The sequence below is a fragment of the Orenia metallireducens genome, assembly GCF_003001995.1.
Lineage (GTDB): Bacteria > Bacillota > Halanaerobiia > Halobacteroidales > Halobacteroidaceae > Orenia > Orenia metallireducens_B.
Window position 1 is genome coordinate 84,449 of record NZ_PVNB01000007.1, and the last position, 25,656, is coordinate 110,104.

21 protein-coding genes are annotated in these 25,656 nt (G+C 38.5%); all 21 read right to left on the reverse strand.

Annotated features, from left to right (window positions below; all coding sequences use genetic code 11):
• Positions 1 to 4: 4 nt before the first annotated feature.
• The 21 genes from BX659_RS06880 to allB all read right to left on the reverse strand — a co-directional run bounded on the left by BX659_RS06880 (position 5) and on the right by allB (position 25,468).
• Positions 5 to 1,096, reverse strand: a complete 1,092-nt coding sequence (locus BX659_RS06880) for an XdhC family protein (RefSeq protein ID WP_106231775.1) — start codon at positions 1,094 to 1,096, stop codon at positions 5 to 7.
• Position 1,097: 1 nt separating this feature from the next.
• The gene (locus BX659_RS06885; RefSeq protein WP_097017268.1) at positions 1,098 to 2,120 is read right to left on the reverse strand and encodes a molybdopterin-binding protein; all 1,023 of its coding nucleotides are present in this window, start codon (positions 2,118 to 2,120) and stop codon (positions 1,098 to 1,100) included.
• A 15-nt stretch (positions 2,121 to 2,135) separates the two neighbouring features.
• Positions 2,136 to 2,927: a selenium-dependent molybdenum cofactor biosynthesis protein YqeB gene (gene yqeB / locus BX659_RS06890; RefSeq protein WP_097017269.1), complete on the reverse strand. Its 792-nt coding sequence runs from the start codon at positions 2,925 to 2,927 to the stop codon at positions 2,136 to 2,138.
• The gene (locus BX659_RS06895; RefSeq protein ID WP_097017270.1) at positions 2,920 to 3,534 is read right to left on the reverse strand and encodes a nucleotidyltransferase family protein; all 615 of its coding nucleotides are present in this window, start codon (positions 3,532 to 3,534) and stop codon (positions 2,920 to 2,922) included. Before BX659_RS06895 ends, yqeB begins: the two co-directional genes overlap by 8 nt.
• A complete protein-coding gene (yqeC, locus tag BX659_RS06900) occupies positions 3,531 to 4,292 on the reverse strand; it encodes a selenium cofactor biosynthesis protein YqeC (RefSeq protein WP_097017271.1) in 762 nt (253 codons plus the stop codon). Before yqeC ends, BX659_RS06895 begins: the two co-directional genes overlap by 4 nt.
• An 11-nt stretch (positions 4,293 to 4,303) precedes the next feature.
• Positions 4,304 to 6,001: an adenine deaminase gene (gene ade / locus BX659_RS06905; protein ID WP_097017272.1), complete on the reverse strand. Its 1,698-nt coding sequence runs from the start codon at positions 5,999 to 6,001 to the stop codon at positions 4,304 to 4,306.
• Between the two features lie 439 nt (positions 6,002 to 6,440).
• On the reverse strand, positions 6,441 to 8,699 hold the full coding sequence (locus BX659_RS06910; RefSeq protein WP_216358761.1) for a xanthine dehydrogenase family protein molybdopterin-binding subunit: 2,259 nt from the start codon (positions 8,697 to 8,699) through the stop codon (positions 6,441 to 6,443).
• A complete protein-coding gene (locus BX659_RS06915; RefSeq protein ID WP_097017273.1) occupies positions 8,689 to 9,171 on the reverse strand; it encodes a (2Fe-2S)-binding protein in 483 nt (160 codons plus the stop codon). The genes BX659_RS06910 and BX659_RS06915 overlap by 11 nt, the downstream gene beginning before the upstream one ends.
• Entirely contained in the window at positions 9,158 to 10,033 is an 876-nt protein-coding gene (locus BX659_RS06920; protein ID WP_172431853.1) for an FAD binding domain-containing protein, read from the reverse strand. Before BX659_RS06920 ends, BX659_RS06915 begins: the two co-directional genes overlap by 14 nt.
• A 21-nt stretch (positions 10,034 to 10,054) precedes the next feature.
• The gene (gene ssnA / locus BX659_RS06925) at positions 10,055 to 11,386 is read right to left on the reverse strand and encodes a putative aminohydrolase SsnA (RefSeq protein WP_097017275.1); all 1,332 of its coding nucleotides are present in this window, start codon (positions 11,384 to 11,386) and stop codon (positions 10,055 to 10,057) included.
• 453 nt (positions 11,387 to 11,839) lie between these two features.
• Entirely contained in the window at positions 11,840 to 13,207 is a 1,368-nt protein-coding gene (locus BX659_RS06930) for an 8-oxoguanine deaminase (protein WP_097017276.1), read from the reverse strand.
• Positions 13,208 to 13,211: 4 nt separating this feature from the next.
• Positions 13,212 to 14,294 (reverse strand): 4Fe-4S binding protein, encoded by a 1,083-nt coding sequence (locus BX659_RS06935; RefSeq protein WP_097017277.1) that lies wholly within the window; start codon positions 14,292 to 14,294, stop codon positions 13,212 to 13,214.
• A 56-nt stretch (positions 14,295 to 14,350) separates the two neighbouring features.
• Positions 14,351 to 17,101, reverse strand: a complete 2,751-nt coding sequence (locus BX659_RS06940; protein WP_097017278.1) for a molybdopterin-dependent oxidoreductase — start codon at positions 17,099 to 17,101, stop codon at positions 14,351 to 14,353.
• A 114-nt stretch (positions 17,102 to 17,215) separates the two neighbouring features.
• On the reverse strand, positions 17,216 to 18,571 hold the full coding sequence (locus tag BX659_RS06945; RefSeq protein WP_253250694.1) for a uracil-xanthine permease family protein: 1,356 nt from the start codon (positions 18,569 to 18,571) through the stop codon (positions 17,216 to 17,218).
• Between the two features lie 332 nt (positions 18,572 to 18,903).
• Positions 18,904 to 20,283, reverse strand: a complete 1,380-nt coding sequence (gene hydA / locus BX659_RS06950; protein ID WP_253250695.1) for a dihydropyrimidinase — start codon at positions 20,281 to 20,283, stop codon at positions 18,904 to 18,906.
• A 27-nt stretch (positions 20,284 to 20,310) separates the two neighbouring features.
• Positions 20,311 to 20,862: a helix-turn-helix domain-containing protein gene (locus BX659_RS06955; RefSeq protein ID WP_097017280.1), complete on the reverse strand. Its 552-nt coding sequence runs from the start codon at positions 20,860 to 20,862 to the stop codon at positions 20,311 to 20,313.
• Between the two features lie 512 nt (positions 20,863 to 21,374).
• On the reverse strand, positions 21,375 to 21,875 hold the full coding sequence (locus BX659_RS06960; RefSeq protein ID WP_097017281.1) for a MogA/MoaB family molybdenum cofactor biosynthesis protein: 501 nt from the start codon (positions 21,873 to 21,875) through the stop codon (positions 21,375 to 21,377).
• Entirely contained in the window at positions 21,865 to 22,305 is a 441-nt protein-coding gene (locus BX659_RS06965; protein ID WP_097017282.1) for an MOSC domain-containing protein, read from the reverse strand. The genes BX659_RS06960 and BX659_RS06965 overlap by 11 nt, the downstream gene beginning before the upstream one ends.
• Complete coding sequence (gene moaC, locus BX659_RS06970; RefSeq protein ID WP_097017283.1) at positions 22,289 to 22,777, reverse strand: cyclic pyranopterin monophosphate synthase MoaC; 489 nt, start codon at positions 22,775 to 22,777, stop codon at positions 22,289 to 22,291. The genes BX659_RS06965 and moaC overlap by 17 nt, the downstream gene beginning before the upstream one ends.
• Before the next feature lie 6 nt (positions 22,778 to 22,783).
• Complete coding sequence (gene moaA / locus BX659_RS06975) at positions 22,784 to 23,740, reverse strand: GTP 3',8-cyclase MoaA (protein ID WP_097017284.1); 957 nt, start codon at positions 23,738 to 23,740, stop codon at positions 22,784 to 22,786.
• A 339-nt stretch (positions 23,741 to 24,079) separates the two neighbouring features.
• Positions 24,080 to 25,468, reverse strand: a complete 1,389-nt coding sequence (allB, locus tag BX659_RS06980) for an allantoinase AllB (protein ID WP_097017285.1) — start codon at positions 25,466 to 25,468, stop codon at positions 24,080 to 24,082.
• Positions 25,469 to 25,656: the final 188 nt, after the last annotated feature.

Sequence of the window (25,656 nt, forward strand, 5' to 3'; positions counted from 1 at the left end):
TCTCTTAATTTATAATTTCAATAACCACATCCATCACACCACCACAGACCATTCCTTCATCAGCAGCAAGCTCTGCAGTCATATCAACCCTATAAAGCAACACTCTTTCTGCTTGGTTTTTGATTAAATCTACTGCTTTTTGCTTTACCTCTGCTTCACTACAACCACCACCGATAGTTCCAAAAGACCTTCCATCAGCCAAGATTAACATCTTAGCACCTGCCTTTCTAGGAGTAGAACCCTTTGTCTGAGCTATAGTTACTAAAGCCATTCCATAAGAGTTATCTTCTTTACCCAACTCTTCTACAATCCTTTCTATAAGTTCCTGACTAGCAACTTGATCTACTGCTACTTCTACTGCTGTTCGATAAACTTGAATGATTTCAGCAAGAATACTGATCGCTATCTCCCAAGGGGTCTGGGCTCCTATATCTAAGCCAATAGGGGTATAGACCTGCTCAAGGCTCTCTTGAGCAAAACCTCCCTCTACTAAATTGCTAAATATTTTCTTGATTCTACGCTTACTACCAATCATCCCTACATAAGCAGTCTCCTTGGCTAATACAAACTTTAAACATTCCAAATCATGCCTATGTCCTCTAGTAGCAATCACCACAAAGTCCTCTGAATGTAAATTTAAAGCTTCTAAAGCACTTATAAAGTCATTACAGATTACCTCTTTAGCTTGGGGAAAGCGTTCTTGATTAGCAAAATAAGGTCTATCATCGATGACTATCAACTCTAAATTTAAACCTTCGCTGATTTTAGCTAGAGCATGGGCTATATGACCACCACCTAAGATAATCAGCCTTGTCGAAGGTAGATAGGCCTCTAATAAGACCTCGACCTTCTCCTCCCCAACTACAAATTCAACTAATTCAATACTATCTTCAAGCCGATATTTCTTCCCCTGCTCTAGAAGAGCTTTAGTCAAACTCTGCTGATCTATACTGCTATAATAGTCATTCTCTCCAATCAATATCTTTCCACCTTTAATATCAGATAATTTTTGAAAACTACTCTCAACTATAGTCATTAGCAACAGCTTCTTTCTAGCTCTAGGCAGTTCATTTAATTTAGTGAATAATTCTTTCATCTTAGACCCCCTTTCCCACAGGGCAGATAGGATAATTACACTCCTGACAAGAACGGCATAGACCTCCGTGACCTAGAGCAATAATATCCTCTCTACTGACCTCTTCACCAGCCAACACCCTAGGCAAGATTAAATCAAGAATTGTTCTTTTGTTAAACATAGCACAGGCTGGAGTCCCTAAAATAGCTACCTCTCCTAAATAAGCTACCATAAACATCGAGCCCGGTAAGACTGGAGCTCCATAACTTTCTATTCTAGCTCCACTTGCTTTAATACCAGTTGGGGTGACATCATCAGGATCAACCGACATCCCACCACCAGTCAAAATTAGCTCTATACCAGTCTCTACTAATTTTTGAATAGCTTCTGCAATCCTTTGAGGGTCATCAGGAGCATAGATCACCTCTTCAATTGGCAGATTATACTCTGCTGCCTTTGACTTAAAGACCGAAGCGAACTTATCCTCAATCCTTCCATAATAGACCTCATTACCAGTGATAATAACCCCTATTCTCCTCCTGATAAAAGGCTTTATTCTTAACAACTCTTTTTCTCTACTCAACTCTTCAACCTCTTCAATATTTCCCTTAGCCGTCTTAAGAGGAATTATTCGAGTACCTGCTAACTTGCTTTTAGCCTCTACTACTGTATTATTGTGTAAGGTGGCAATAGTCACATCTTCAATATTATTTAATCGATATAATAAATCCACATCTACCTTCAATAATCCACCATACTCAGCCTTTAAGGTAACCTTGCCTTCACTAGCTTGGGTATAGCTTACCCCTTGACCTGCTATCGCTTGAGCAATTCTATTAGCCGCCTCCTCTTCATGGCATTCATCATCACCTAATTCCATAAGATAAATATGATCCTTGCCCATACTTTTAAGCACAGGAATATCTTCCTTTTGAACCAAATGTCCTTTCTTGAATCTAACCCCCTTAAACTCTCCAGGAATAACTTGAGTCATATCATGACCCAAAATCATTCCAACTGCATCCTCTACTTTAACCTTTTCCATATTATATCCCCCTTCTTAACTAAAAGAGAGGATTGCTTCTAAAACTCCCCCTCCTATTGCCAAAGCCTTGTCTGAAATAGTGGTACTATGCTTGATTTCACCTCTAGGATCTATATCTCCCAACTTCGTTCCAATTTTAACCATTATATCACTTCTTAAAACCCCTCTAATCACCCCTGAGATTTCTGCCTTAATTGGCTGTTGATCTATATAGCCAAAGACCCCACCGGCTTCAATCATATCACCTATACTATACCGTGAAGTGAATCTTCCTATTATAGGAGCCTTCAAGACTCGCTCTCTAGAGTAACCAGCAATCATCCCAGGCAGACCAGTATTCTCTTGAGCTCTTCCTGCTCTAATCACTCGACCTAGAAAGTGACCTCGATTGGTCTCAATTACAGCATCTACATCTACCCCCGCCTCAAAGCCTGGTCCTAAAGCAATCACAACCTCTGCATCATCGATAGCAGTTCCTAAATTACGTTTAGCAATAATAGCATCTATTAATACACTAAAGTCCATCTTATCTTTAACCTTAGCTTGAGGATCGATAATTACTGGGATATTTCCTTCTGCTAAAATATCTTTAACCTCTTGCAGCCCCTCTGCTCTATAAGCCTTAATCCCTTCCACCTCACAGTAACCTTGATAAATCGCTTCTGAGAAAGCAACGGTTCTGCGAACAGTTAGAGGTTTCTCAACTTCAGTCATAACTATCTTAAATCCTGACTTATATAACCTATAAGCTACACCAGTAGCTAAATCACCTGCTCCTCTAATTAAAATCAATTTATCTTTAATCATAGTTCATCCCTTCTTTCAATAACCTCTGATAATCCTCTGCTCTATCTATATCAAAATGGATTGCAGGGGAAGCTACTTTTACTATTTCAACTTGACTATCATACTTAGCAATCAATTCTCTACCCCCTTTATCTCCACTAACTCTACTTAATTCATCTAACAAGTCAACATTAAAGATAGTCGGGTTTCCTCTGAACCCTTTATATTCTGGTACCAAGATTAGAGGTTTTTCTTCCAGAAAGACTTTTAATAATTTATTTATAATTACAGTATTAATATAAGGTAAATCTCCTGGTAAGAATAAAATCCCCTCTAAAGTTTCTTCCTCTTTAATAGCTTCAACCCCAGCCTTGACAGAGCTACTCAATCCTGCTCGATAATCACTATTAAAGATTAGATTCAGTTCCTTATCTTGTAGCAATTCTCTTATCTGCTGAGCCTGATGACCTAATACAACTAAAACTTGCTCAACCTCAGAAGCTAAAACCTGATCTACTACCACTTCTATTAGCCTTTTATTAGCAAATTGCTCCCCTAAGTTTAATAGCTGTTTGGGATAGCCCAATCTACTTGATAATCCTGCTGCTAAGACAATTGCAGCTATCATTCAAAGACCTCTACCAAAGGGTTAAATAATTCCAATGAAGTTAACAGCACCTTTTCAAAGCTCTCTTCTCGCAGGATTTTGGCTAAAGAGCAGGCTTGATTATAGACTATCTTATCATCAACTTGATTAATGATAGGAATAACTTGATAGGAATTATTCTTCAACTTCCCATAGCATTCTTCTCTACAGATTATCTCTGCAATAATTTCAGGGGTAACCTGACCAATAGCATCTTGCTCAAAAACTCCCTTGGCAAGCTCAGCCCGATAGACATACTCATCATTGAACTCTTTGCCAATTACCGAAGCACCAACTACCAACAGCACCTTGGTAGTATTAATTGGAATCACCGGTTCATCTTCCCTTGGCAATTTGAAAGGACGCCTTCTAGCACCATCAGCCTCTACTAAAATATGTTTGATCCCCTCAAACTCATCAGCAAGTACCTCTACCCACTCTGAGGGAACCCCAATCAACTTGCCATCATCTACATCATTACCGATCACAATTACTTGATCTTCTTCTCGTTTTAAAGCAGTTCTAAGCTCCTCTAGTAACTGCTCTAACGTAGTAGCCATAATCAAAGCATCGATCTTATCTAATTCTGGTAAATATATTTTGGTAGTTGTAGTAACCAAGATATTCCCCTGCTTATTTAGCTGCTCAGCCAGATAATACATAATACTACTCTTACCACCACCACCTACTAAAGAGATTATCCTGTCAGACTCTAATTCCAGCACTCCCTCTAACCTCATCTTTACCCCTCCTAATCTACCACTAAAGATACCTGTTTAAACTCCTTAACATTTATCAATCCTTGATCGGTCAGCTTCAATTCAGGAATTACAGCCAAGGCCATAAAGGACAATGACATAAAGGGATCAGTTGCTTTTACCCCTAAGTGCCTAGCTTTCTCTTTCATCTCTTGTAACCTATATGCTACCTCCACTAAAGGCTGGTCTGACATCAAGCCAGCAATTGGCAAAGCCAACTCCATTAAAACCTTATTATCCTTAACAATCACAATCCCACCTTGTAGCTCTTCTAAACGCTTGACTGCCAATAGCATCTCTTCACTCTCTAATCCTGCTACTATAATATTATGGGAATCATGGGCAATAGAAGTGGCAATTGCACCTTCTTTTAGACCGAAATTATTCAAAAGACCTAAACCAAGATTACCTGTACCACGATGGCGTTCTACCACTGCTAACTTGACCAAATCATGATTGATTAACTCTTGACTATCACCACTTTTTAAAGCCACCACAGCTTCTTTGGTAATAATCTGCTCTTGCTCTAGCTTCATCACTCTAAACCTTCTGCCTTTGGGTAACATAAAATCTCTCTCACTCAACTCTCCTAGATTGACAGACTTAAAGATTTGATCTTGATAGCTAATAGAATCTATCTCAAACAGAGCTTCCCCTCCTTTAGCTACCAGCTTTCCATCTTTAAAGACCATCTCAATCTCCCAACTATCAAAGTTATCAATAACTACTAGATCACCTTGATAACCTGGTGCAATTGCCCCTAGTTTAGCCATGCCTAAGGCTTCTGCAGAATTAATCGTCCCTAAACGAAGGGCTTCAATCGGATCTAATCCTGCCTGAGTAGCCTTTTTCATCAAGAAGTTAATATGCCCCTCTGTTATCAAGTCATCGGGATGTCGATCATCGGTAGCAAATAAGAATCTTCTAGAATTTCTAGCATTGACTCCAGCGATTAAGCTCAATAAGTCTTTAGTCATAGAGCCTTCTCGAATCATCACATACATTCCAGCTCTTATCTTCTCTAAAGCCTCTTTAGCTGTGGTACATTCATGATCTGCTTTAATCCCTGCTAAAAGATAAGCGTTTAGCTCTTTACCACTGAGATTTGGAGCATGACCATCCTTAAATCTATCCTCCATCAGCTCAACCTTATTCCAAATATCCTCTTCACCCTTGATGACTCCTGAATAATTCATCACTTCCCCAAGACCAAAGACCTCTTGATACTTTAATAGGGGAGCTAATTTATCTACACCTAGTTTAGCACCTGAGCTTTCAAAACTGGTAGCAGGTACTGCCGAAGGTAACATTAAATTAAAGTTCCAAGGAAGATTTTGAGCCTCCTTTAAAATGTACTCTATCCCAGCCCTTCCTGAGACATTGGCAATCTCATGGGGATCAGCAAAGACAGTAGTAGTTCCCAAAGCAATTACCTGTTTGGCAAACTCTTGCACCCCAACCATACTGCTTTCAAGATGAAAATGTCCATCTACAAAACCAGGAGCCAAGATCCTTCCTGCTAAATCTATCTCCTCTTGAGCTTGATAATCACCATAACCGATAATTACTCCATCACTAACAGCTAAACTCTCTTCCACCAATTCACCATTGAAGACATCTACTATCTTGCCATTCTTAAAGAGTAAATCGACTGGTTTATCTCCTCTAGCTTGCTTTAATAGATGTTTCATAATTCTTCTTCCTCCTTTCTTTTTTCTTCATTAAATTCAATAAATATATTATCATAATTTTCACTTTATAAAAGTAAATAAAATTTCTTAGGTTCTGCCTAAGGGCGGGTTACCTTTTTTCTTGATAAAAAAGTAACCAAACCTACGAGTTTTAAAGAATAAAAACTCTTCGTGATAAATCCAATCAAGAAAAAAATTTAACTCACTACGCAATTAATATCTATTGAGATTCAGAAATACAATACTTCTAATTCAAAGAATAGACTTAACTTATTATTCTTTTAAAATACTTGCTTCGTTCAAACAAGAATTTTTTTCGGCTTAAAAATCTTTAAAACCTTTTAACTTGGACCTATATTAACTGTACATTGTACACTGTGAGTTTTAAAAAATATAACATTATCATTCTATAAACTCAAATCCAACAACTCATCACTCATCACTCTTTACTCTTCACTGCTTTTAAGATTTTCTCTGGTGTTGCTGGCAGCTCTTTTATTCTGACTCCAATGGCATCTTCTATGGCGTTGATAATTGCTGGTGCAGTAGGAATCATGGCTGGTTCTCCAATCCCTTTGGCTCCATAAGGTCCTACAGCATCTTTGCTCTCTACGATAATCGTCTCAATCTCAGGCATATCTAAAGAAGTCGGGACTAAATAGTTGCTTAGATTAGGATTTTTGGTAATACCCTTTTCTATAATCTGATCTTCCATCAGAGCCATCCCTAGACCCATAGCTGTTCCCCCTTCACTCTGACCCTCTATATTCTGAGGATGAATTGCTTTACCGATATCAACAGCAGCAACAATTCTCTCTACCTCTACCTGACCAGTCTCAGTATCGACTACTACCTCAGCAATCTGGGTATTGAAGGTGTAGGCTAGATAGTTTTTTGCAGAAAAACCTGTCTCTTTATCAGGGACATCAGTTTTTGGAAAATAGCTTCCTTCAGCTATTAGAGGTTGCCCCTTAGCTTTAGCCAGCCTAGCTAACTTCCCAAAAGTTAAACCTCTATCTTCACCTTTAACTATAATCTTCCCATCCTTGATCTCTAATGAAGGATAATGGGCTCCTAACTCTAAGAAGGCATGGTGATGGATTTGAGCTAGCATATTCTCAGCAGCATTCTTGGTAGCATTACCTGTAAATAAAGTCTGGCGAGTAGCTGAGGTAGAACCAGCATTCTTCATCGTAGCAGTATTTCCTTGCAGGAAGTTCATTCCTTCAATCGGATAGTTCAACACCTCTGAAATAATCTGTGCTACTAGAGTTAAGACACCTTGCCCTACATCAGCAGCAGCAGTCTTAATCGTCAAAGTCCCATCATCTTCTACCTTAATTTGACAGGTTGAGTGATCTGGATAACCCTCTCCATAACCATTACCAAACATAATAGATGCTATTCCTACCCCCCGCTTTTTATTACCTCGCTCTACCTTAATCTGCTGATAATTTGAAGCCTCTACAGCCTGTTCTATCGTCTCCTTTAAGCCTACACTAGAGGTCAACTCTTGACCATTAGGGGTAATTGACCCCCTCTGATAGCCATTTTTCAACCTAAACTCTACTGGGTCCATTCCAATCTCTTTGGCTAAAATATCAATTTGAGATTCATAGGCAAAGGCTGCTTGAGTTGCTCCAAAACCTCTCATTGCCCCTGAGTAAGTATTATTGGTGTAAACTGTATAGCTCTTTCCTGCTATATTGTCGATATTATAGGGACCTGTAGAATGATATAATGCCTGATGGACAACTGCTGGACCACTGGAAGCATAAGCCCCTGTATCACCAATCACCTCTACTTCCCACGCAGTAATCTTTCCAGCATAGGTTACTCCACTTTTGATCCTAATAATCATGGGATGGCGTTTGGATTGAGCTATCATCGATTCTGCTCTAGTATAGACCTGCTTTACCTTCTTCCCAGTCAGCTTAGCCATCAAGGCTAGATGAATCTGAACAGAGACATCCTCCCTCTTACCAAAGGCACCACCAATTATAGGCTGCACTATATTAATCTTACTTGGCGATACACCTAAGGCGTGGGCTACATCAATTTGGGTATCATGGAGCCATTGGGTTGCTGCCCAGATAGTATATACTTCTGTTTCTGGGTCATACTCAGCCACTCCTGCCTCAGTCTGTAATGGCAGCTGCTCAATCCTTTGGGTTCTAAATTCATTAGTGAGAATCAAATCAGCCTCAGCAAATCCTTGTTTAATATCACCTTTTTTTAGATTATGGGAGCAGAGAATATTTCCACCTTGATGAATTAATGGAGCATCGTCTTCCATTGCCCTTAAAGGCTCCTCAATTACTTCTAATTCTTCATAAGCAACCTCAATCAACCGTTCTGCCCGTCTAGCTACCTCTTCACTTGTAGCTGCAATCAAGGCTATCGCATCTCCCATACTTCTGGTCTTCTCTCTAGCTAAAATCTCTTGATCCTTGATTATCAAGCCAAAATTATTCAATTCAGCTAACTCTTTAGCTGTTACTATCAGCTCTACTCCTGCTAACTCTTCTGCTTTAGAGATATCAACCTCTTTAATTAGTGCATGGGGATGGGGAGCTCTAAAGGCTTTGATATATAACATATCATCCAAATAATAATCAGGGGCAAAGATAGCCTTGCCAAGAACCTTATCAATCACATCGACTTTGGCTACCTTCTTACCAACTGCTCTAGTTCCCATGATTATCACCTCTTTGAGCAACATCCTGTACAGCCTTGATTATCTTGGTATATCCTGTGCAACGGCAGATATTCCCTGAAAGCCCCCGTTTAATCTCTTCTTCACTGGGCTGTGGATTATGATCCAATAGATTCTTAGCCGATAAGATCATTCCAGGGGTACAGAAACCACATTGCACCGCTCCATTATCAATAAAAGACTGCTGTAAGGGATGAAGCTTATCTTCATTTCCCAAGGCTTCGATAGTAGTAATCTCACTACCATCTACTTGAGCAGCAAGTACCAAACAGGAGTTAGCTGTCTCTCCATCGATAATCACAGTACAAGCACCACACTCACCTTCACCACAGCCTTCTTTGGTTCCAATCAGCCCTAACTTATCTCTTAGTAAATCAACCAATCTTAAGTTGGCTGCCACTTGTAATTTATACTCTTCTCCATTTACCTTTACCTTGATATCAACTAAGCCCATCTAGATCCACCTCCAGCCTATTTAAAGCAGCTTTGATCCCTCTAACAATCAACTCTTGAGCCACCTCGTAGCGGTACTCTCCAGTAGAACGAATATCATCAATGGGACTGATATCATTCTCTACTTTCTTAGCACTTTCTATTATCAGCTCTAAGTTAACCTTCTCTCCTCTTAAAAAATTCTCAACACTTCTTGCTCTAAGTACCTTAGGTCCTACTGACCCTAAATAAATCTTTATATCAACAATCTCAGAGTCCTCTTGATTAACCTTTAATAATAAAGCCAAATTAACCACTGAGATCGATAATGCTCTTCTTTTACCAAGCTTCTGGAAGACAACTACCTCATCATCTTGAGGAACAGAGAAGAAGATATCTGTAAGTACTTCCTGCTCCTTTAATAGTGTCTGACCTGGTCCTAACAGAAAATCATCTAATCCTACTACCCTCTTACCATCAACTCCACTCAACTCAACTTTAGCATCTACAACCGTTAAAACCGGTACCAAATCGGCTGCTGGTGAAGCATTGGCAATATTTCCACCGATAGTTCCTCGGTGTCGAATCTGGGGTGAACCAACCTCTTTTGCCGCCTCTTGTAAAGCAGGAAGAACCTTCTCTAAAATCGGTGAATCTTCTATCTCTTGATGAGTCGTCAAAGCACCAATATGAATCTGATCTCCTTCTTGCTTAATTCCAACAAACTCTTTAACCTTAGAAAGGTCAACTACCTTTTCCAACAAATCTAACTTATTATAATACCTAACCAATAGATCGGTACCACCAGCCAAAAAAGTTGGCTGATCCATTTCTGCTAATAATTTAAAAAGTTCGGTACTACTTTTAGGACTATAATATTCCATCCTTATCATCTCCTTCTCAACTCAAAGCCTTGACCATAACCTTTGAGCTCTACTCCTACCTTCTTCATAAACCTTCTGCAAATCAACACCTACTATCTCTCTATCCTGCATCACTACTTGACCATTGACCATTGTCAACTCTACCATTCCACCAGAGATGCCAAACAACAGATGATAATAATAATTTTCTTCTGTTATCGGGGTAGTTGGCTGATAATCGACTATAATCAAATCAGCATAACTTCCTTCTTCCAAGCTCCCCACTGGATGCTTAAGATATTTAGCTGCAATCTGACGATTATTTTCAAAAACCATCTGAGGCACCTCTACTCCTGCGATTGATGGATTCTGCAATTGATGCTTATGGAGTAAGTTAGCAACCTTAATCGATTCAAAATTATCGGTAGTATAGCCATCAGTTCCTAAACCTACCGTTAATCCTTTCGTTAACATCTCAACTATCGGTGTATAACCCACAGCATTTGACATGTTAGACTCTGGATTATGGATTAGGTTAACATTACTTTTAGCCAAGATTTCAACTTCCTTTGGACTTAAATGAACTCCATGAGCAGCCAGCATCTTCTCATTACAGAGACCATACTCTGCTAAGCGCTCAACTACTCTTAGACCATACTTTTCTATCGAATCCTCTTGGTCTGCCAATCCCTCGGCGAGATGAATATGAACCCCTGTATCCAACTCTTTAGTCAGTCGACTGACCTTTTCCAATGTTTCATTGCCCAAGGTAAAGGAAGCATGTAAGCCAAAGGATGCTGTCAACAGCTCATTATCCTGCTGTTGGCAGAATCTGATAAAGCGTTCATTCTCTAAAATTCCTGCTTCTCTAACCTCTCTACCATCACGATCTGAAACCTCATAAGCCAAATTAGCTCTAATCCCAACTTCATTAACAGCCTTAGCAATCATATCTAATGAGCCTGCAATAGCATTGGGACTGGCATGATGGTCAAAGATTGTAGTGGTCCCATTTTTAATAGCTTCAATGCTAGCCAATAAAGCACTATAATAGACATCCTCCAAATCCAAAGCCTTATCTAGCTTCCACCATAGCTTCTCCAAGATTTCAATAAAGTTCTGCGGAGGATCCCCTTCCAAAGCCATCCCTCGAGCAAAGGAACTGTATAGATGCATATGAGTATTGATCATTCCTGGTAAGACAATCTTGCCCTGAGCATCAATAACTTCTATAATCTCTAAGCCATACTTTTCTTTAAGTTCTTGAGATTTGCCAATATCTTTAATTAGATTCCCGGCTATAACTACTCCACCATCAATAATTATCTGATCTTGGTTTAAGGTAATGATTAGACCGTTCTCAATTAGTTTCAAAAGACCACCTCCCGTTTTTTAATGTGCGGTATACAGTTGAAAGTGTATATAATTAAAGGTCAAAATCTTTTTTGACGCAGACTAAAATCTGACTAAGGTCTGACTTAAAGCCTTATTAATTAACGAATTAAAGATTAAATGATGAAATTAAAGGTTTAAAATTTCTTGATTTAAATTCGTGTCCATTCGAGAGATTCGTTGCAAAAAATATCTCTATAAGTTTTGATTTAAAACTCAAGATTAATGATAAAAATAAAAAATGATTTAGCAACGAATTAACGCGAATCCCACGAATTAGAGATTAAAAGACTAAATTAAAGATTTAAAAGCTCTTGACCTAAATTTGTGTTAATTCACCCAAGAGTACTTCCTCATTCGACAAAAAAGTCTCCCTCAGAGCGCGTGACTAAAAATATTTATAAGCTCCTTTAATAATTTTATAACTATCAACTGTCAACTCTCTACTCCTACTAGCTTCTTGGCTACTTGATTTGCTTTATCCACTAACTTATTCTCATCTATATTCAACAGTTTACCATCTTTAACTACTATCTGACCATTGACCATAGTCAGATCAACTCGGTGGTCATTGCCACAGGTCACTAAAGCTGTCACTGGATCGAAGCAACCTGCAAATTCTAATCTATTCTTATTAACCATAAACAGATCAGCCGATTTACCTACTGCCAAGGAGCCAATATCATCTCTTCCTAAGACTTTAGCACTACCTCGGGTGGATAGTTCCAAGACCTGTCGGCAGGAGATAGCGTCAATCCCACTTGTTATCCGATGCAATAAGAAGGCAGCCTTCAACTCACCAATCATATCAGAAGAGTCATTACTAGCACTCCCATCGACAGCCAAACCTACTTTGATTCCTTGCTCCATCATCTCTGGTATCCTTGCTACTCCTGAGGCTAATTTCTGGTTAGAGACTGGACAATGGGCTACCCCTGTACCAGTACTCTTTAATACCTCCAGCTCCTGATCAGAGAAGTGAACCCCATGGGCAAACCAGATATCCTCACCAAGCCAGCCGACACTCTCCATCAGCCCTAGTGGACGCATCCCAAATTTACTTAGACAGAACTCATTCTCATCTTCAGTCTCTGCTAGATGGGTATGGCATTGTACTCCGTATTCTCTAGCCAATTTAGCAGTCTCTTTCATTAAATTTGGTGTTACTGAGAAGGGTGAGCAAGGTGCTAATACAATTTGGCACATCGATTGAGGTTTAGGATCATGATACTCTTCAATCAATCTCTGGCTATCCTTTAAAATCTCTTCATCATTCTGCACTACTGAATCTGGTGGTAACCCACCATCCTTCTCACTTAAGGACATACTACCTCGGCAAGGATGAAATCTAGCTCCAATCTTGTGAGCAGCTCTGATTTGTTCATCTATTAGCTTCCCACTTGCATTCTTAGGAAAGACATAATGGTGATCAACACTAGTAGTACAACCTGTCTTTAATAGCTCTCCTAAAGCAATTAAAGTACCAGTATAAACAGCATCAGCAGTTAAATTTCTCCATAAAGGGTAGAGATTCTTCAACCATGAAAACAGCTCTACATTCTGTACCTTCAAGATAGCACGGGTTAAGGTCTGATAAAAATGATGATGGGTATTGATCAATCCGGGAAAGACCCACATTCCTGCTCCATCTATCACTTCATCTATATCTTCACTTACATCTAGATTACTCCCAATGGCTTTAATCACTTTGTCCTCAATTAGGATGGAGCAATTCTTCAACTCCCTTCTCTGCTCATCCATTGTAATTACTGTCTCAGCATTCTTAATTAACTTTTTAGCCATTCCTTCACCTCCTAGACCACTTCAAAACCTCTGTTGGACAACTGGTCACACAGAAACCACAACCAAAACATTTATCTGAATCTATCTCTAACTTATCATCAAAAGCCAACGCATCATAAGGGCAGACCTTAACACAGATATTACACTGACAACAATCATCACTAACATAAGGTACTTCTTTTTTCAAATTCTTCTCTTCCTTTATCTCTGTTAGAGCTAAGCCTTTAATCTCAGCCAAAGAACCATATCCTTTTTCTTCAAGAAAGTCTGCCATCTCTTGGGCAACCCTCCCATAGATATCTGCTCCTTTGACCATAGCAGCTGTACAGATTTGGACTGCTGAAGCACCTGCCATCATCATCTTAATAGCATCTTCTCCTGTAGAAACTCCGCCTACTCCAATAATTGGGATATCTACTGCTTGAGCAGCTTCAAAGACACATCGTAAGGCTAAAGGAAAGATAGCTCGACCAGATAACCAGCCATAACCATAGTTATTACCTAATAAGGCTTTACCGCTATTAATATCTATATCTAAACATGGTCCAAAGGAATTAATCAGAACGATCCCATCTGCACCAGCCTCTTCAGCAGCTTGTGCAAATTTGGGTATATCAACCTGTGGGCTTAACTTGACCAATACTGGTAAATCTGCAGAGCTTTTAGCTGCTTTGATCGCCTCAACTACTGGTGTAGTATCACCACCCAAATAATGAGTAGATAGCTCTAAACAATCGGCAAATTCTGCTACTTGGGGAGCTAACGTCTTGATCTCCTCAGCAGAATAGCCTAAGCCTATAATTACAGGTAAGCCCAACTCTTTAATCTGAGGATACTCCTCTGTTAACCAAATCTCTGGTTCCAGCTCTGACCAGAGTTCAGAGTTCAACATCCCTCCTTCTATCTTAGCAATGCAGGGACGAGAGACCTCTGCACCTTTAACAGAAATTGTCTTAGTTACAATTGCTCCTGCCCCTCCCTTTACAGCTAAGCTAGCTGCTTTGGCATCTTTAACTGGTGGTCCTGCTGCAGGCATCACTGGGTTCTTCAAATCCATATTTAATAGCTCAATTCCTATATCAGCCATAATTCTTCCTCCTTCTTAACTAAGCTTAAGCTCAAGTCTAAACTATACTCTTCAATTTACTTAGACTCGGACTCAGACTTTAATAATTCAATGTCAATTGGTATTTTAGTCAATCTCTTCCCTGTTAAGCGATACAATGCATTGACAACCGCTGGTGCCACTGGAGCAACGGGCAATTCAGACATTCCTTTAGCACCATAGGGCCCATCAGGATGATTCTCCTCTATTAAGATACTCTTTACCTCTGACATATCTGTTGTTTTAGGTAACTTTAGCTTGAGGAGATTATCTTGGACTAATCTGCCATCTTGAAGATAGAAATCTTCGCTAAGAGCATAACCTAAGCCCATAGCTACTCCTCCTTCTATCTGCCCCTCGACACTCTTGAGATTGATTGTCTTTCCTAAATCATGGGCTGCAATTACCTTCAAGACCTTGACATCATTATTAGCTTGGTCCCATTCTACCAAAGCACCATGGGCAGCATAGCAATAAGCAAAGTGTAGCTTATCCCAGCCTGCAGTTGGTGTAGCCGGGATAGCATCCTTAGCAAGTGGTGCAGTTCTAGGAGGGATATACTTATAAGAGTCAAATAATTGAATATCTTTATTAGCAATTTCAGCCAAAGTGATTACTAAGTCTCGAGTATCCTTATCCTTAACCTCTCCATCTTCTATGTATAAGCCATCTATAGAGACTCCACTAACTTCTGCTACCGCTTTTAAGATTTTATCTTTTAATCCTTCTGCAGCACCTTTGACAGCATTTCCTGATAGAAAGACCATCCTCGAACCAGTAGTTACACCAATATCAGGGGTCAGTTCTGTATCACCTGCCAAGACCTTGACCTCTCGATAATCAATCCCCAAAGCTGTAGCAGCTATCTGTGCCATTGCTGTATCAGAGCCCTGTCCAGAATCGATACACCCTACATATAAGGTAAAGCTTCCATCTGAATTCAACTCTATTCTAGCCTCAGTCTCTTCTTCTAGTCCAGTACCCAAACCTACATTCTTATAAGCTGCAGCTATTCCCCAAGCTCTTTTCTTATTATCAGTATTTACAATTTCTTCCTTAGCTATTGCTTCTTGTAACTTAATTAAGCAATCTTTAAAGCCGATCCCACCTGCTACAACCTCACCAGTTAAGGTATCTCTCCCATCTTCTAAAGCATTCTTCAACCTAAGCTCAATGGGATCCATTCCTAGTTTCTCAGCTAAACGATCCATCTGTATCTCAGCAGCAAAGCAGACCTGTGGAGCTCCAAAGCCTCTAAAAGCTCCCCCTGGCAGGTTATTGGTATAAACAGCTTTGACATCAACCTTGGCATTAGCAACTTGATATGGTCCTAAAGCAAAAGAGGTTGCCCTTCCTGCTACTGGCTGACCAGCCGAAGCATAAGCCCCAGTATCGGTATAAATCTCAACCTCAGCCCCTACCAATTTCCCATCCTTTGTTGCCCCCGTCTTATAATGGAGATAAGCAGCATGGCGTTTAGTTGAAATCCGAATCGATTCCTCTCTAGTCAAGACCATCTTCACTGGTCTCTTTAAAAGCAGAGCAGCTAGAGCTGTATGTACTTGAACAGTAGGCTCTTCTCGCCCACCAAAGGCACCTCCAGTACAAGTGGTAATTACCCTTACCTTATCTTCAGACAGATTCAAGCTGGCTGCAATTATATTCCGATACTCATAGGAACCCTGACTAGGAGTCCAGACTATTATCCTACCATCTATATACTCTGCCAAACATCCTTCAGGCTCCAAGTAAGCATGCTCTGTAAAAGGGGTCTGATAAGTATCTTCAATTATCACATCAGCTTCGGCAAAGGGATCTTCATAATTACCCTTACGTAGCTTAATATCAGTTAGAATATTACCATCTTCATGAATATCAACAGCATCATCTACTAAAGCTTCTGCTGGACTATAGTAAGTAGGCAGCTGCTTATATTTAACCTCTATTTCCTCTACCCCTTTAGCTGCAGCCTCTTGACTCTCTGCTATCACCAAAGCTATGGGATCACCGATATAACGGACCTTATCATAGGCCAATACTGGTTGGTGATTGATAATTAAACCAAAATCCTTTTCACCTGGAATATCCTCAGCCGTTAATACCTCTACAACTCCAGGGATTTTCTCTGCCTTACTAGTATCGATCTCTATTATCTCAGCATGGGGTTCACTACTCAAATGTAGTTTTCCATATAACATCCCTTCTCGAAAGAGATCATCTACATAAAGCGGTTTACCAGTTACCTTCTCTAAGGCATCGTTTCGAATCTCCTTAGCAGCTAATAACTCTTTACTCTTAGCTATAGTAAATTCTCTATTTTCCCTTAAATAACTAGCTGCCAATTGAATAGCTTCAATAATCTTTTGGTATCCTGTACAGCGACAGATATTGGCCTTTAAAGCCTTCTTGACCTCTTGAGTAGAAGGTTGCTTATTCTTATCTAATAAAGCTTTGGCTGACATAATCATTCCTGGAGTACAGAAACCACATTGGATAGCACCCGTCTCCATAAAAGCAAGCTGTAAAGGGTGTAAACTACCACCTTTACTTAAATTTTCAATGGTTTCTATCTTACTTTCATTTAATCTTGATAATTTCCAGACACATGATTTTTGGGCTCTACCATTAATGATTACAGTACAAGTACCGCAATGCCCCTGATTACAGCCATTTTTTGCTCCTAATAATCCTAATTTCTCTCTTAAAAAAGTTAGCAGAGTTAAAGAGCCTTCCTCATTTCTAACCTTTACCTTTTCTCCATTAATTACTAAACTTATACCTTCAGCCATAGCTCTTCCTCCTTATACATAGTTGACAGTCAAAAGAGTAAATCTTATATCTTAAAGAATTTAATGATCTTGAACTTAACTGTCAACTGTACACTGTCATTATACATTGATATATTATACTGCTACTTCCTCATCTATATTATCTACATTTTCTACCACTTCATCTTCTGGCAAGATTAAGTGTAAAGCAATTGAAATAATTGCACCTACAGTAATTCCTGAAGATAAGATAGCAGACAACCATTGTGGTAATTGAGCTACTATACTAGGCTTCATAGTTACCCCTAAACCAAAGGCCAAAGAAAGTGCTAAAATAAATAACTTTCTATCAGTTAATCCACCTTTAGTAACTATCTTGATTCCCGAAGTAGCTATCATTCCAAACATAGCTATCGTTGCTCCCCCCAAAACTGAATTAGGCATCACACTGACAATAGCAGCAAATTTAGGAACTAAACCTAAGACCAATAAGATTCCTGCCGCAGCATAACCAACTACTCTACTTCCTACTTTAGTCAATTGAATCACACCAGTATTCTGACTAAAGGTGGTATTTGGTAGAGAATTAAAGATAGCTGCAATTACACTTCCCACTCCATCAGCTAAGATACCTCCACTTAAGCGCTCTATATGAGTTTCTGTATCTACTCTCTCTCCAGAGACCTCAGCTACAGCCGTTAAATCTCCAATCGATTCAATAGTAGTGATTAGATACCCAATCAACCAAGGTAATAAATGCATAAAATCAAAAGAGAATCCATATTTAAAAGGCACTGGAAGGGTAAACCATCCCGCCTCTGCTACTGGAGTAAAATCGATCAACCCCATAAAGATAGCTACTATATAACCAACAATCAATCCAATGGCAATAGAACCAACCTTCATCATCCCTTTTCCATAACGATTAGCAATGATAATCATAACTAAAACCAACGATCCCAAAAATAGATTCTGCAAACCACCAAAGTTCTTAGCTCCAACCCCACCACCAAAATCTGTAATACCTACTTGAACCAAACTTAAGCCAATTAGCATAACCACAGTTCCTGTTACTATCGGTGGAAAGAACCTTTTGGTCTGCTTGATAAAGTAACTTAAGATGATTTCTACAGGTGCAGCTATTAAGGACATCCCTAAAACCAAAGGCATTCCCCCGGTTTTTGCTGCCCCAATCGCCATCGGTACAAAGGTAAAGCTCGTTCCTTGTACTCCCAGAAGACCAGACCCTACTGGACCAACCTTCCTACATTGAATATAAGTTGTAATTCCAGAAGCTACTAACGCCATACTGACAAAAAATCCAGTCTCTGCTACATTCAACCCTAATACCCCTGCAATTATTAAAGGTGGAGTAATTACCCCTACAAACATTGCTAGCATATGCTGGAATCCTAATAAAAATGTCTCCCAAGTTGACGGTCTATCTTCTAATCCATATAACGGTTGACTTAAAGCTTGATTATTTTCCAATTTAATCCCTCCTAGAGTTTATACTATTTTCTTAGCTTGTTTTAATATGGATTTCAACGTCTAAAGTGAAATAAAAGACTAAAGGTCAAAAGATAAAGATTAGCAGCGAATTAACACGAATTTCACGCGCCCTGAAAGAAGCGGTTTTTGCTTTTTGAGGAAGTACTCTTGGGGTGAATTAAATAGTAAAAAATTAATTAATGTTTTAAATCTTTTGGTTTTATTCGTATAAATTCGGGAGATTCGTTGCAGAAAGTTATCTTTTAAGGTTTTTGGTTAAGAAATTAAAGGTATTGAATTAGTAAAATATTTAAGTCTTATCCTAGAGTTGTTTATCTATATACTACTGACTTATCAGCCTTAATAAACTTCCCATAACCTCTTTTTCCTAAAAACTTACCCTCAGCAACTATCTTGGTACCTCTTAAAATCGTCATTACAGGCATCCCCTTGACTTTTATCCCTTCAAAACTGGTATAGCCAGCCTTAGAATGTAGCCTATCACCATGTAATTTAACCTCTAAATCTGGATCAAAGACCACCAAATCAGCATCCTTGCCAACTTCTATACTTCCCTTTTGAGAGTAAAGACCAAAGATTTTAGCTGGATTTGTTGAGAGCAACTCAACCATTTTGTTTACAGAGATCCTACCTACTTTAACACCATAAGTATAAATCAAAGGTAGCATCGTCTCTACTCCAGGAATTCCTGGTAGGATATCAAGGGAATTGCTCCCTGCTTTCTTCTGCTCGACACTAAAGGCACAATGGTCTGTTGCTATTACATCTATTTTCCCATTCATAATCCCATCCCATAATACCCGATTGTCTTCCTTCTCCCTTAAAGGAGGACTCATCAAGTTCAACCTTCCCCCTTCACCTTCTAACAATTGGCGAGTTAACAGTAGATAATGCGGAGCAGTTTCAGCATAAATATCTACCCCCTGCTCTCTTGCCTTTAGTATCTGCTGATAACCTTTTTGTGAAGAGAGATGAACTATGTACAAGGGCATTTCTAATAGCTTAAGCAACTCACATAATTCACTAATAGCCTCTGCCTCAACACTACTAGAACGAATATCAGAATGATACTCTACCCCCAATTGCTTTCTAGCCCGATATTTAAGAGTATTAGCTTGAATAAGCTGGTCTTTTTCAGCATGAACCGTTAGCAATAATTCTGCTTGTTTAGCCGCTTTAAGTAAAGAAATCCATTTCTTATTATTAAGCATATAAATATCTGAATAAGTAGTAAAGGCTTTCAAACTGGAAATACCATTCTCCCTTAAACGATAAAAATCTTTAAGATATCTTTCTGAACTCAACTTATTATCTACACATAAATGGAGATTGTAATCTATTACACTATCTCTAGCCTCCAATTTCCTCTTTACTAAACCTTTAATTAAAGAGTTATCAACTTGATCTGCATAATCTATTATGGTAGTTACACCACCAAAAGCAGCTGAACAACCTCCACTATAAAAATCATCTATAGTTACTGTTCCCCGAGAATGGAGGCTGAAATGAACATGACTATCAATCAGACCTGGTAGTAGAAACTTTCCATCAAGATCAATCACCTCTTCGTCTTGCTTAGAATTCAAAGCTTTAGCTATCTCCTTAATCTTCTCCCCTTCAACTCTAACATCACCCTCTTTGATCTTGTCAGCACTTACAACCTTGGCATTCTTTAATAACAAGCTACTCACCCTCCCTTATAAAAGTCATTACCAATACTAGAAGTCAGGTGGGGTAATCGCAGAAACAAAGATAAGATCCTCTTCTCCAGTACTGGTTATCTTATGAGGAATACTGGCAAAATAATAGATAGTATCTCCCTCTTCTAGATTATAGACCTCTTCTCCAATTTGAATCTCCATACTCCCCTGAATAACTAAGGTACACTCCTCTCCGTGATGGGTTAAAGGCTCCTCACAGGTAACTGCCCCAGGTTCTAATCTTGCCGAAATCATCTCTATATTCCTTTTTAAATCTGGAGAGAGTAGTTCAAAGGTTAGATTTGACCCTGGAAACCTCAATGACTTTCTATCCCCTCTTTTAACAACTGGATTATATTCAATCTTATCTAGCATAAAATAAAAAATAGGGACTTCAAAAGCCTCGGCAATCTTTCTTAAAGATGTAATCGATGGATCTGCAATTCCTCTCTCAACCTGACTTAAAAAACTTGATGTATATCCTATCTTTTTAGCAAGCTGACTCAAATTTAGACCTCTTTGCTTTCTCTTTTCTCTAATCTTCTTTCCTAAATCCTTATTACTAATCATTACAAAGATATCACCTCACTTATTTTACAATCACATGTGAAGTACATGTTAAATTTATGTTAATTATACAACCAAGATAGCATTGTGTCAAGTATTTTTAAATTTTTAACAGGTTTTTTCAGTGGTATTTAACCATGCGTTAACTTTATTTACAAATACATTACATAAATATAACGTAAAATTTACACAAAAATACCACTAAGATATACATCCAAATTTAAAACACTACCAAATGTAAACATTTAGAATTTTTCTTGTGTGGTTAAATTAAAAAAATTAATCCTAATTTAAAATTTAACTTCTATTCTTATATAATTCATGTTAGTTGCTTCTAATTTATTCTGTTCTTATTATATTTTCATTTTATATCTTTGTATTTCTTTAAAAGTTATTCATAATTTCTGCAATACATAGTTCCCTTAATAAAAAATAAGGAGAGTGCTAAGAAAAATCTTAGCACTCTCCTTATTTTACTATTTAACTTACATCTAACTATCACGCAGGCTTAAAAACTAGTCTCTAGCACAATCACCAGCATAACCCAATAATATCTCTAAGCCATGGTCAAGGGTATCAATAATATATTCTAAAGATTCCCTGACAGCTTTGGGACTTCCAGGTAAATTGATAATCAAGGTCTCATTTCTGATTCCAGCTATAGCTCTAGAGAGCATAGCTCTTGGGGTGATCTTGAGACTATAAGCCCTAATAGCCTCAGAAATCCCAGGAGCCAATCGCTCTACAACTCTTCTTGTCGCTTCAGGTGTCACATCCCTCTTACTAAAGCCAGTTCCTCCAGTAGTTAAAATTAGATTCAAATTCAATTCATCGGACATATAAACTAACTCCTGATAAATTTTCTTCTCATTATCAGGCAATAGAGTATATCTTGCCACCTGATAACTTCTACCTTCAAGTATCTCCCTGATCACTTGAACACTTTCATCTATTCTCTCTCCTTTAAATCCTTTATCACTAGCGGTTATGATTCCAACTGTATAATCACTCTCCATCTGCCAAAACCTCAATTTCATCGCCAACTTTAACCTTTCCACTTACCAACACCTTAGTAAAGATACCCTCTTTAGGCATAATACACTTACCAATCTCCTCTTTGATAGCACAACTATTATGGCATTCTTTACCTATCTGAGTGACCTCTTGTACACTATCTCCCACCTTCAATTTGGTACCTTCTGCTAATTCATGCAAACAAATCCCTTCAGTAGTTATATTTTCTGCAAACTTAGCAATATAACTTCTATCAGCTATCTTCTCTATACTCTCAACAGCCAATAAACTGACCTGCCTATGCCATTTACCCGCATGAGCATCTCCGACTAATCCATGATCTTCTTTAAAGAAGCCCTCTTCTACCTTTTCCTTGCTGATCCCTTTTTCTCGGCTACTATTTATAGATATTACCTTAGCTATCTTTTTCATCACCTTCACCCCTGATAAAATCTCCAGATTTACCACCAGTCTTCTTTAAAAGAGCAATCTCCTCAATCACCATCGCCTTGTCAACAGACTTACACATGTCATAGACCGTTAAAGCTGTTATCGAGACTGCTGTTAAAGCCTCCATCTCTACTCCTGTCTTACCTACAGTCTTGACTTCTGCCCTTATCTCTAATCCATCTTCTTTCAAGTTAAAGCTTATATCAACCCCTGTTAAGGGTATATTATGGCACATCGGGATTAAGTCACTAGTCTTTTTAGCCCCCATAATCCCAGCAATTTGAGATACAGAGAGCACATCCCCTTTTTTGACCATACCTTCTTTAATCATTTCAACAGTCTCAGCTCCCATCTCTATTCTCCCTTTAGCTACTGCTGTTCTTTTGCTATCATCCTTATCCCCAACTTCAACCATATAAGCCCGACCAGCATCATTAAAATGTGTGAACTCCATAGTTTATCAACCTCCTATCTGAAACATATCTCTTTTAGAAAACCCTCCACCTTCTAAATCATGCTCTAAAGGCTTCTCATAAATAGAAGTCAATATTTTTGAGCGCAAATCTCCCCCAGACCTTAAAGTCTTTCTTAAATCTATCATCTGATTTGAATGGAGGCACAACTTCATCTTAGCATCGGCTGTTAATCTTACTCGATTACAGTTTTGGCAGAACTTACAGGAAAGCGGGTTAATTAAACCAACCTTCCCTTTCCCCTGAGGTAGTTTATAATAAACTGCTGGCGACGACTTATCCTTGGAAGCCACCCTCTCTAACCCCTTTACTTTATCCAAAACCAAGCGATTAGAGACTAGTCTTGAATAGGACCAAGCAACCATCTCTCCAATAGGCATCAGCTCAATGAACCTGACATCAATCTCCTTCTCTTTAGTCAAATTAACAAAATATTGAATCTCATCTTCATTAAAATCTTTCATTAAGACTACATTTAATTTAACCGGGGTCAAGCCAACCCTATCAGCCTCTTCTAGTCCCGCCAAAACCAGATTCAAATCACCACCTCTAGTGATATATCTATATTTGACAGGATCTAGGGTATCAATACTGACATTAACCCTTCTTAACCCAGCTTCTTTTAGCTTAGCTCCATACTCCTTTAACAGTAAACCATTGGTAGTCAGAGCCAAATCCTCTAAGCCATCTATCTTAGCAATAGACTTTATCAAATCAACAATACCCGGTCTAAGCAAGGGCTCTCCTCCAGTTATTCTAACCTTCTTTATCCCCAAAGCAACAAACTCCCTCGCTAGCCTAACTATCTCTTCAGAGGTCAGCACCTTAGACCTTCCCATCCTCTTAACTCCTCCACTTGGCATACAATATCTACATCTTAAATTACATAAATCCGTTACCGATATCCTTAAATAATCTATAACTCTATTGTAAGAATCCCTCATGCTACACCTCCTATTTCTCCAACCCTTCTATATCAAACTCACAATTAAATGTTAACTGTATGTTAATTATTGAGTTAATTATAAAGTTATATTTAAATTTTGTCAAGTTTTTTCAGAGAAATATACATGAAGTTGACATCTGGATTCTGACCATAACCTAAACAATATAACCAACACATAAACGAAATTTCTCACTTGTTTTTTTATTTCACTTTAGATAAAGATAGACTATTGTCTACAAAGTAGTTAAGGGATGAGTTTTTAAATTATCATAACGCAAGCAACCCCTCTTGTTTTTAAGAGGGGAGTAAGAATAAATTATATTTTATGTTCACACATCTAATACCCATTGGCAAGCTCCCCTGTAAAAGAAGTTACTTTTATTAAACGTCCGAATCCTGATTGAACCGTAATTTGACTATCAGTAAAAACTGTTTCTCCTCTAACAATAGTTCTCTCTACTAACCCCTTTCCAGTCAAACCTACAAAAGCAGAAATTTTATTCTTATAAAGCAATGATTCTGGAGTAATATTCCAAGAAGCTTCAGGATCTACAATAACAATATCAGCATCAGCACCCAAAGCCAAAGTCCCTTTCTGTGGATATAGATTAAAAGCCCGAGCAGGTCCATAAGCCAAAATTCTAGCTAATAACTGGGGGCTAAGTTTACGCTGATGTACAATCTCATCAAACATAACTTGAAATGTTGACTGGACACCACTAATACCACCCCAGGCTTTCCAGATATTATCAGCTCCTGCTTCTTTTTCTTCAATAGTACAAGGGGAATGATCCGAGGCTACACAAGAAATCGTACCATTAATAGTATATTCCCAGAGCTGTTCTTGGGCTTGCCTAGAACGTAAAGGGGGAGCACATTTAAACATGGGACCATTTTCTAAGAAATCATCCTCACTAAATATTAAGTAATGGGAACAGGTCTCTGCAGTTATCTTTACTCCATCACTTTGAGCTTCTTTGATTATCTCTGCTACCTCAGGATGACTCACATGACAAATATGTACCTTAGCCCCTGTCTCCTTAGCCAACCTAACTATATTCTCTACTGCCAATACTTCTGCACTGACTGGTCTAGCAGCTAAATAATCCACTATATTTAAACGAGCTTCCTTAATAGCCTTATCCTGCTCATATTTAACAATCGAGTAATCTTCAGCATGAAAACCAATTAAAATATCTAAAGGAGCAGTAACCTTCATGGCATCTCTAACAATTCCAGAATTAATTGTAGAATAATCTGGAGAAACAGGACCTAAAAAGGATTTCAAACCTACAGCACCAACATCATACATTCCTTCTAAATCATCTACATTATTATCTACCAATCCACCCCATAAAGCATAATCTACAACTGCCGATTCTTGTACTATATTTACTTTACGCTCAAAAATTTCAGCAGAGATAGTAGCTGGATCATTTTGCAAAGGCATATCGATAATAGTAGTAACTCCACCTGCTGCAGCACTTTTAGTACCATGAAGAAAATCTTCTCGCCATTCAAAGCCAGGTTCATTGAAATGGGTATGGCAATCAATAGCACCTGGGAAGATCATTTTACCTGTTGCATCAATTACCTCTTTAGCTTCTAATCTATCACCCTCCTCATTAACAATCTCAGCTATTTTACCATTCTTTACAGCTAGAGAACCTTTAATCATTTTTTCAGGATCTACAATAGTTCCACCATAAATCAATAAATCAAACATTTATAAACACCTCACATCTTATTATTTTTAATTCAATCACAGCATCTATTTTAACACAATAAAATAGAACAAATTGGGCTAACGCCCACTTTTGTATAATCATTGACTATAAAACTATAGCTGATGCAATTACCAAATTCCTTAAAATAAATGAAACCTTTTAGACGTAGACTAAAATCTGAGCAAAA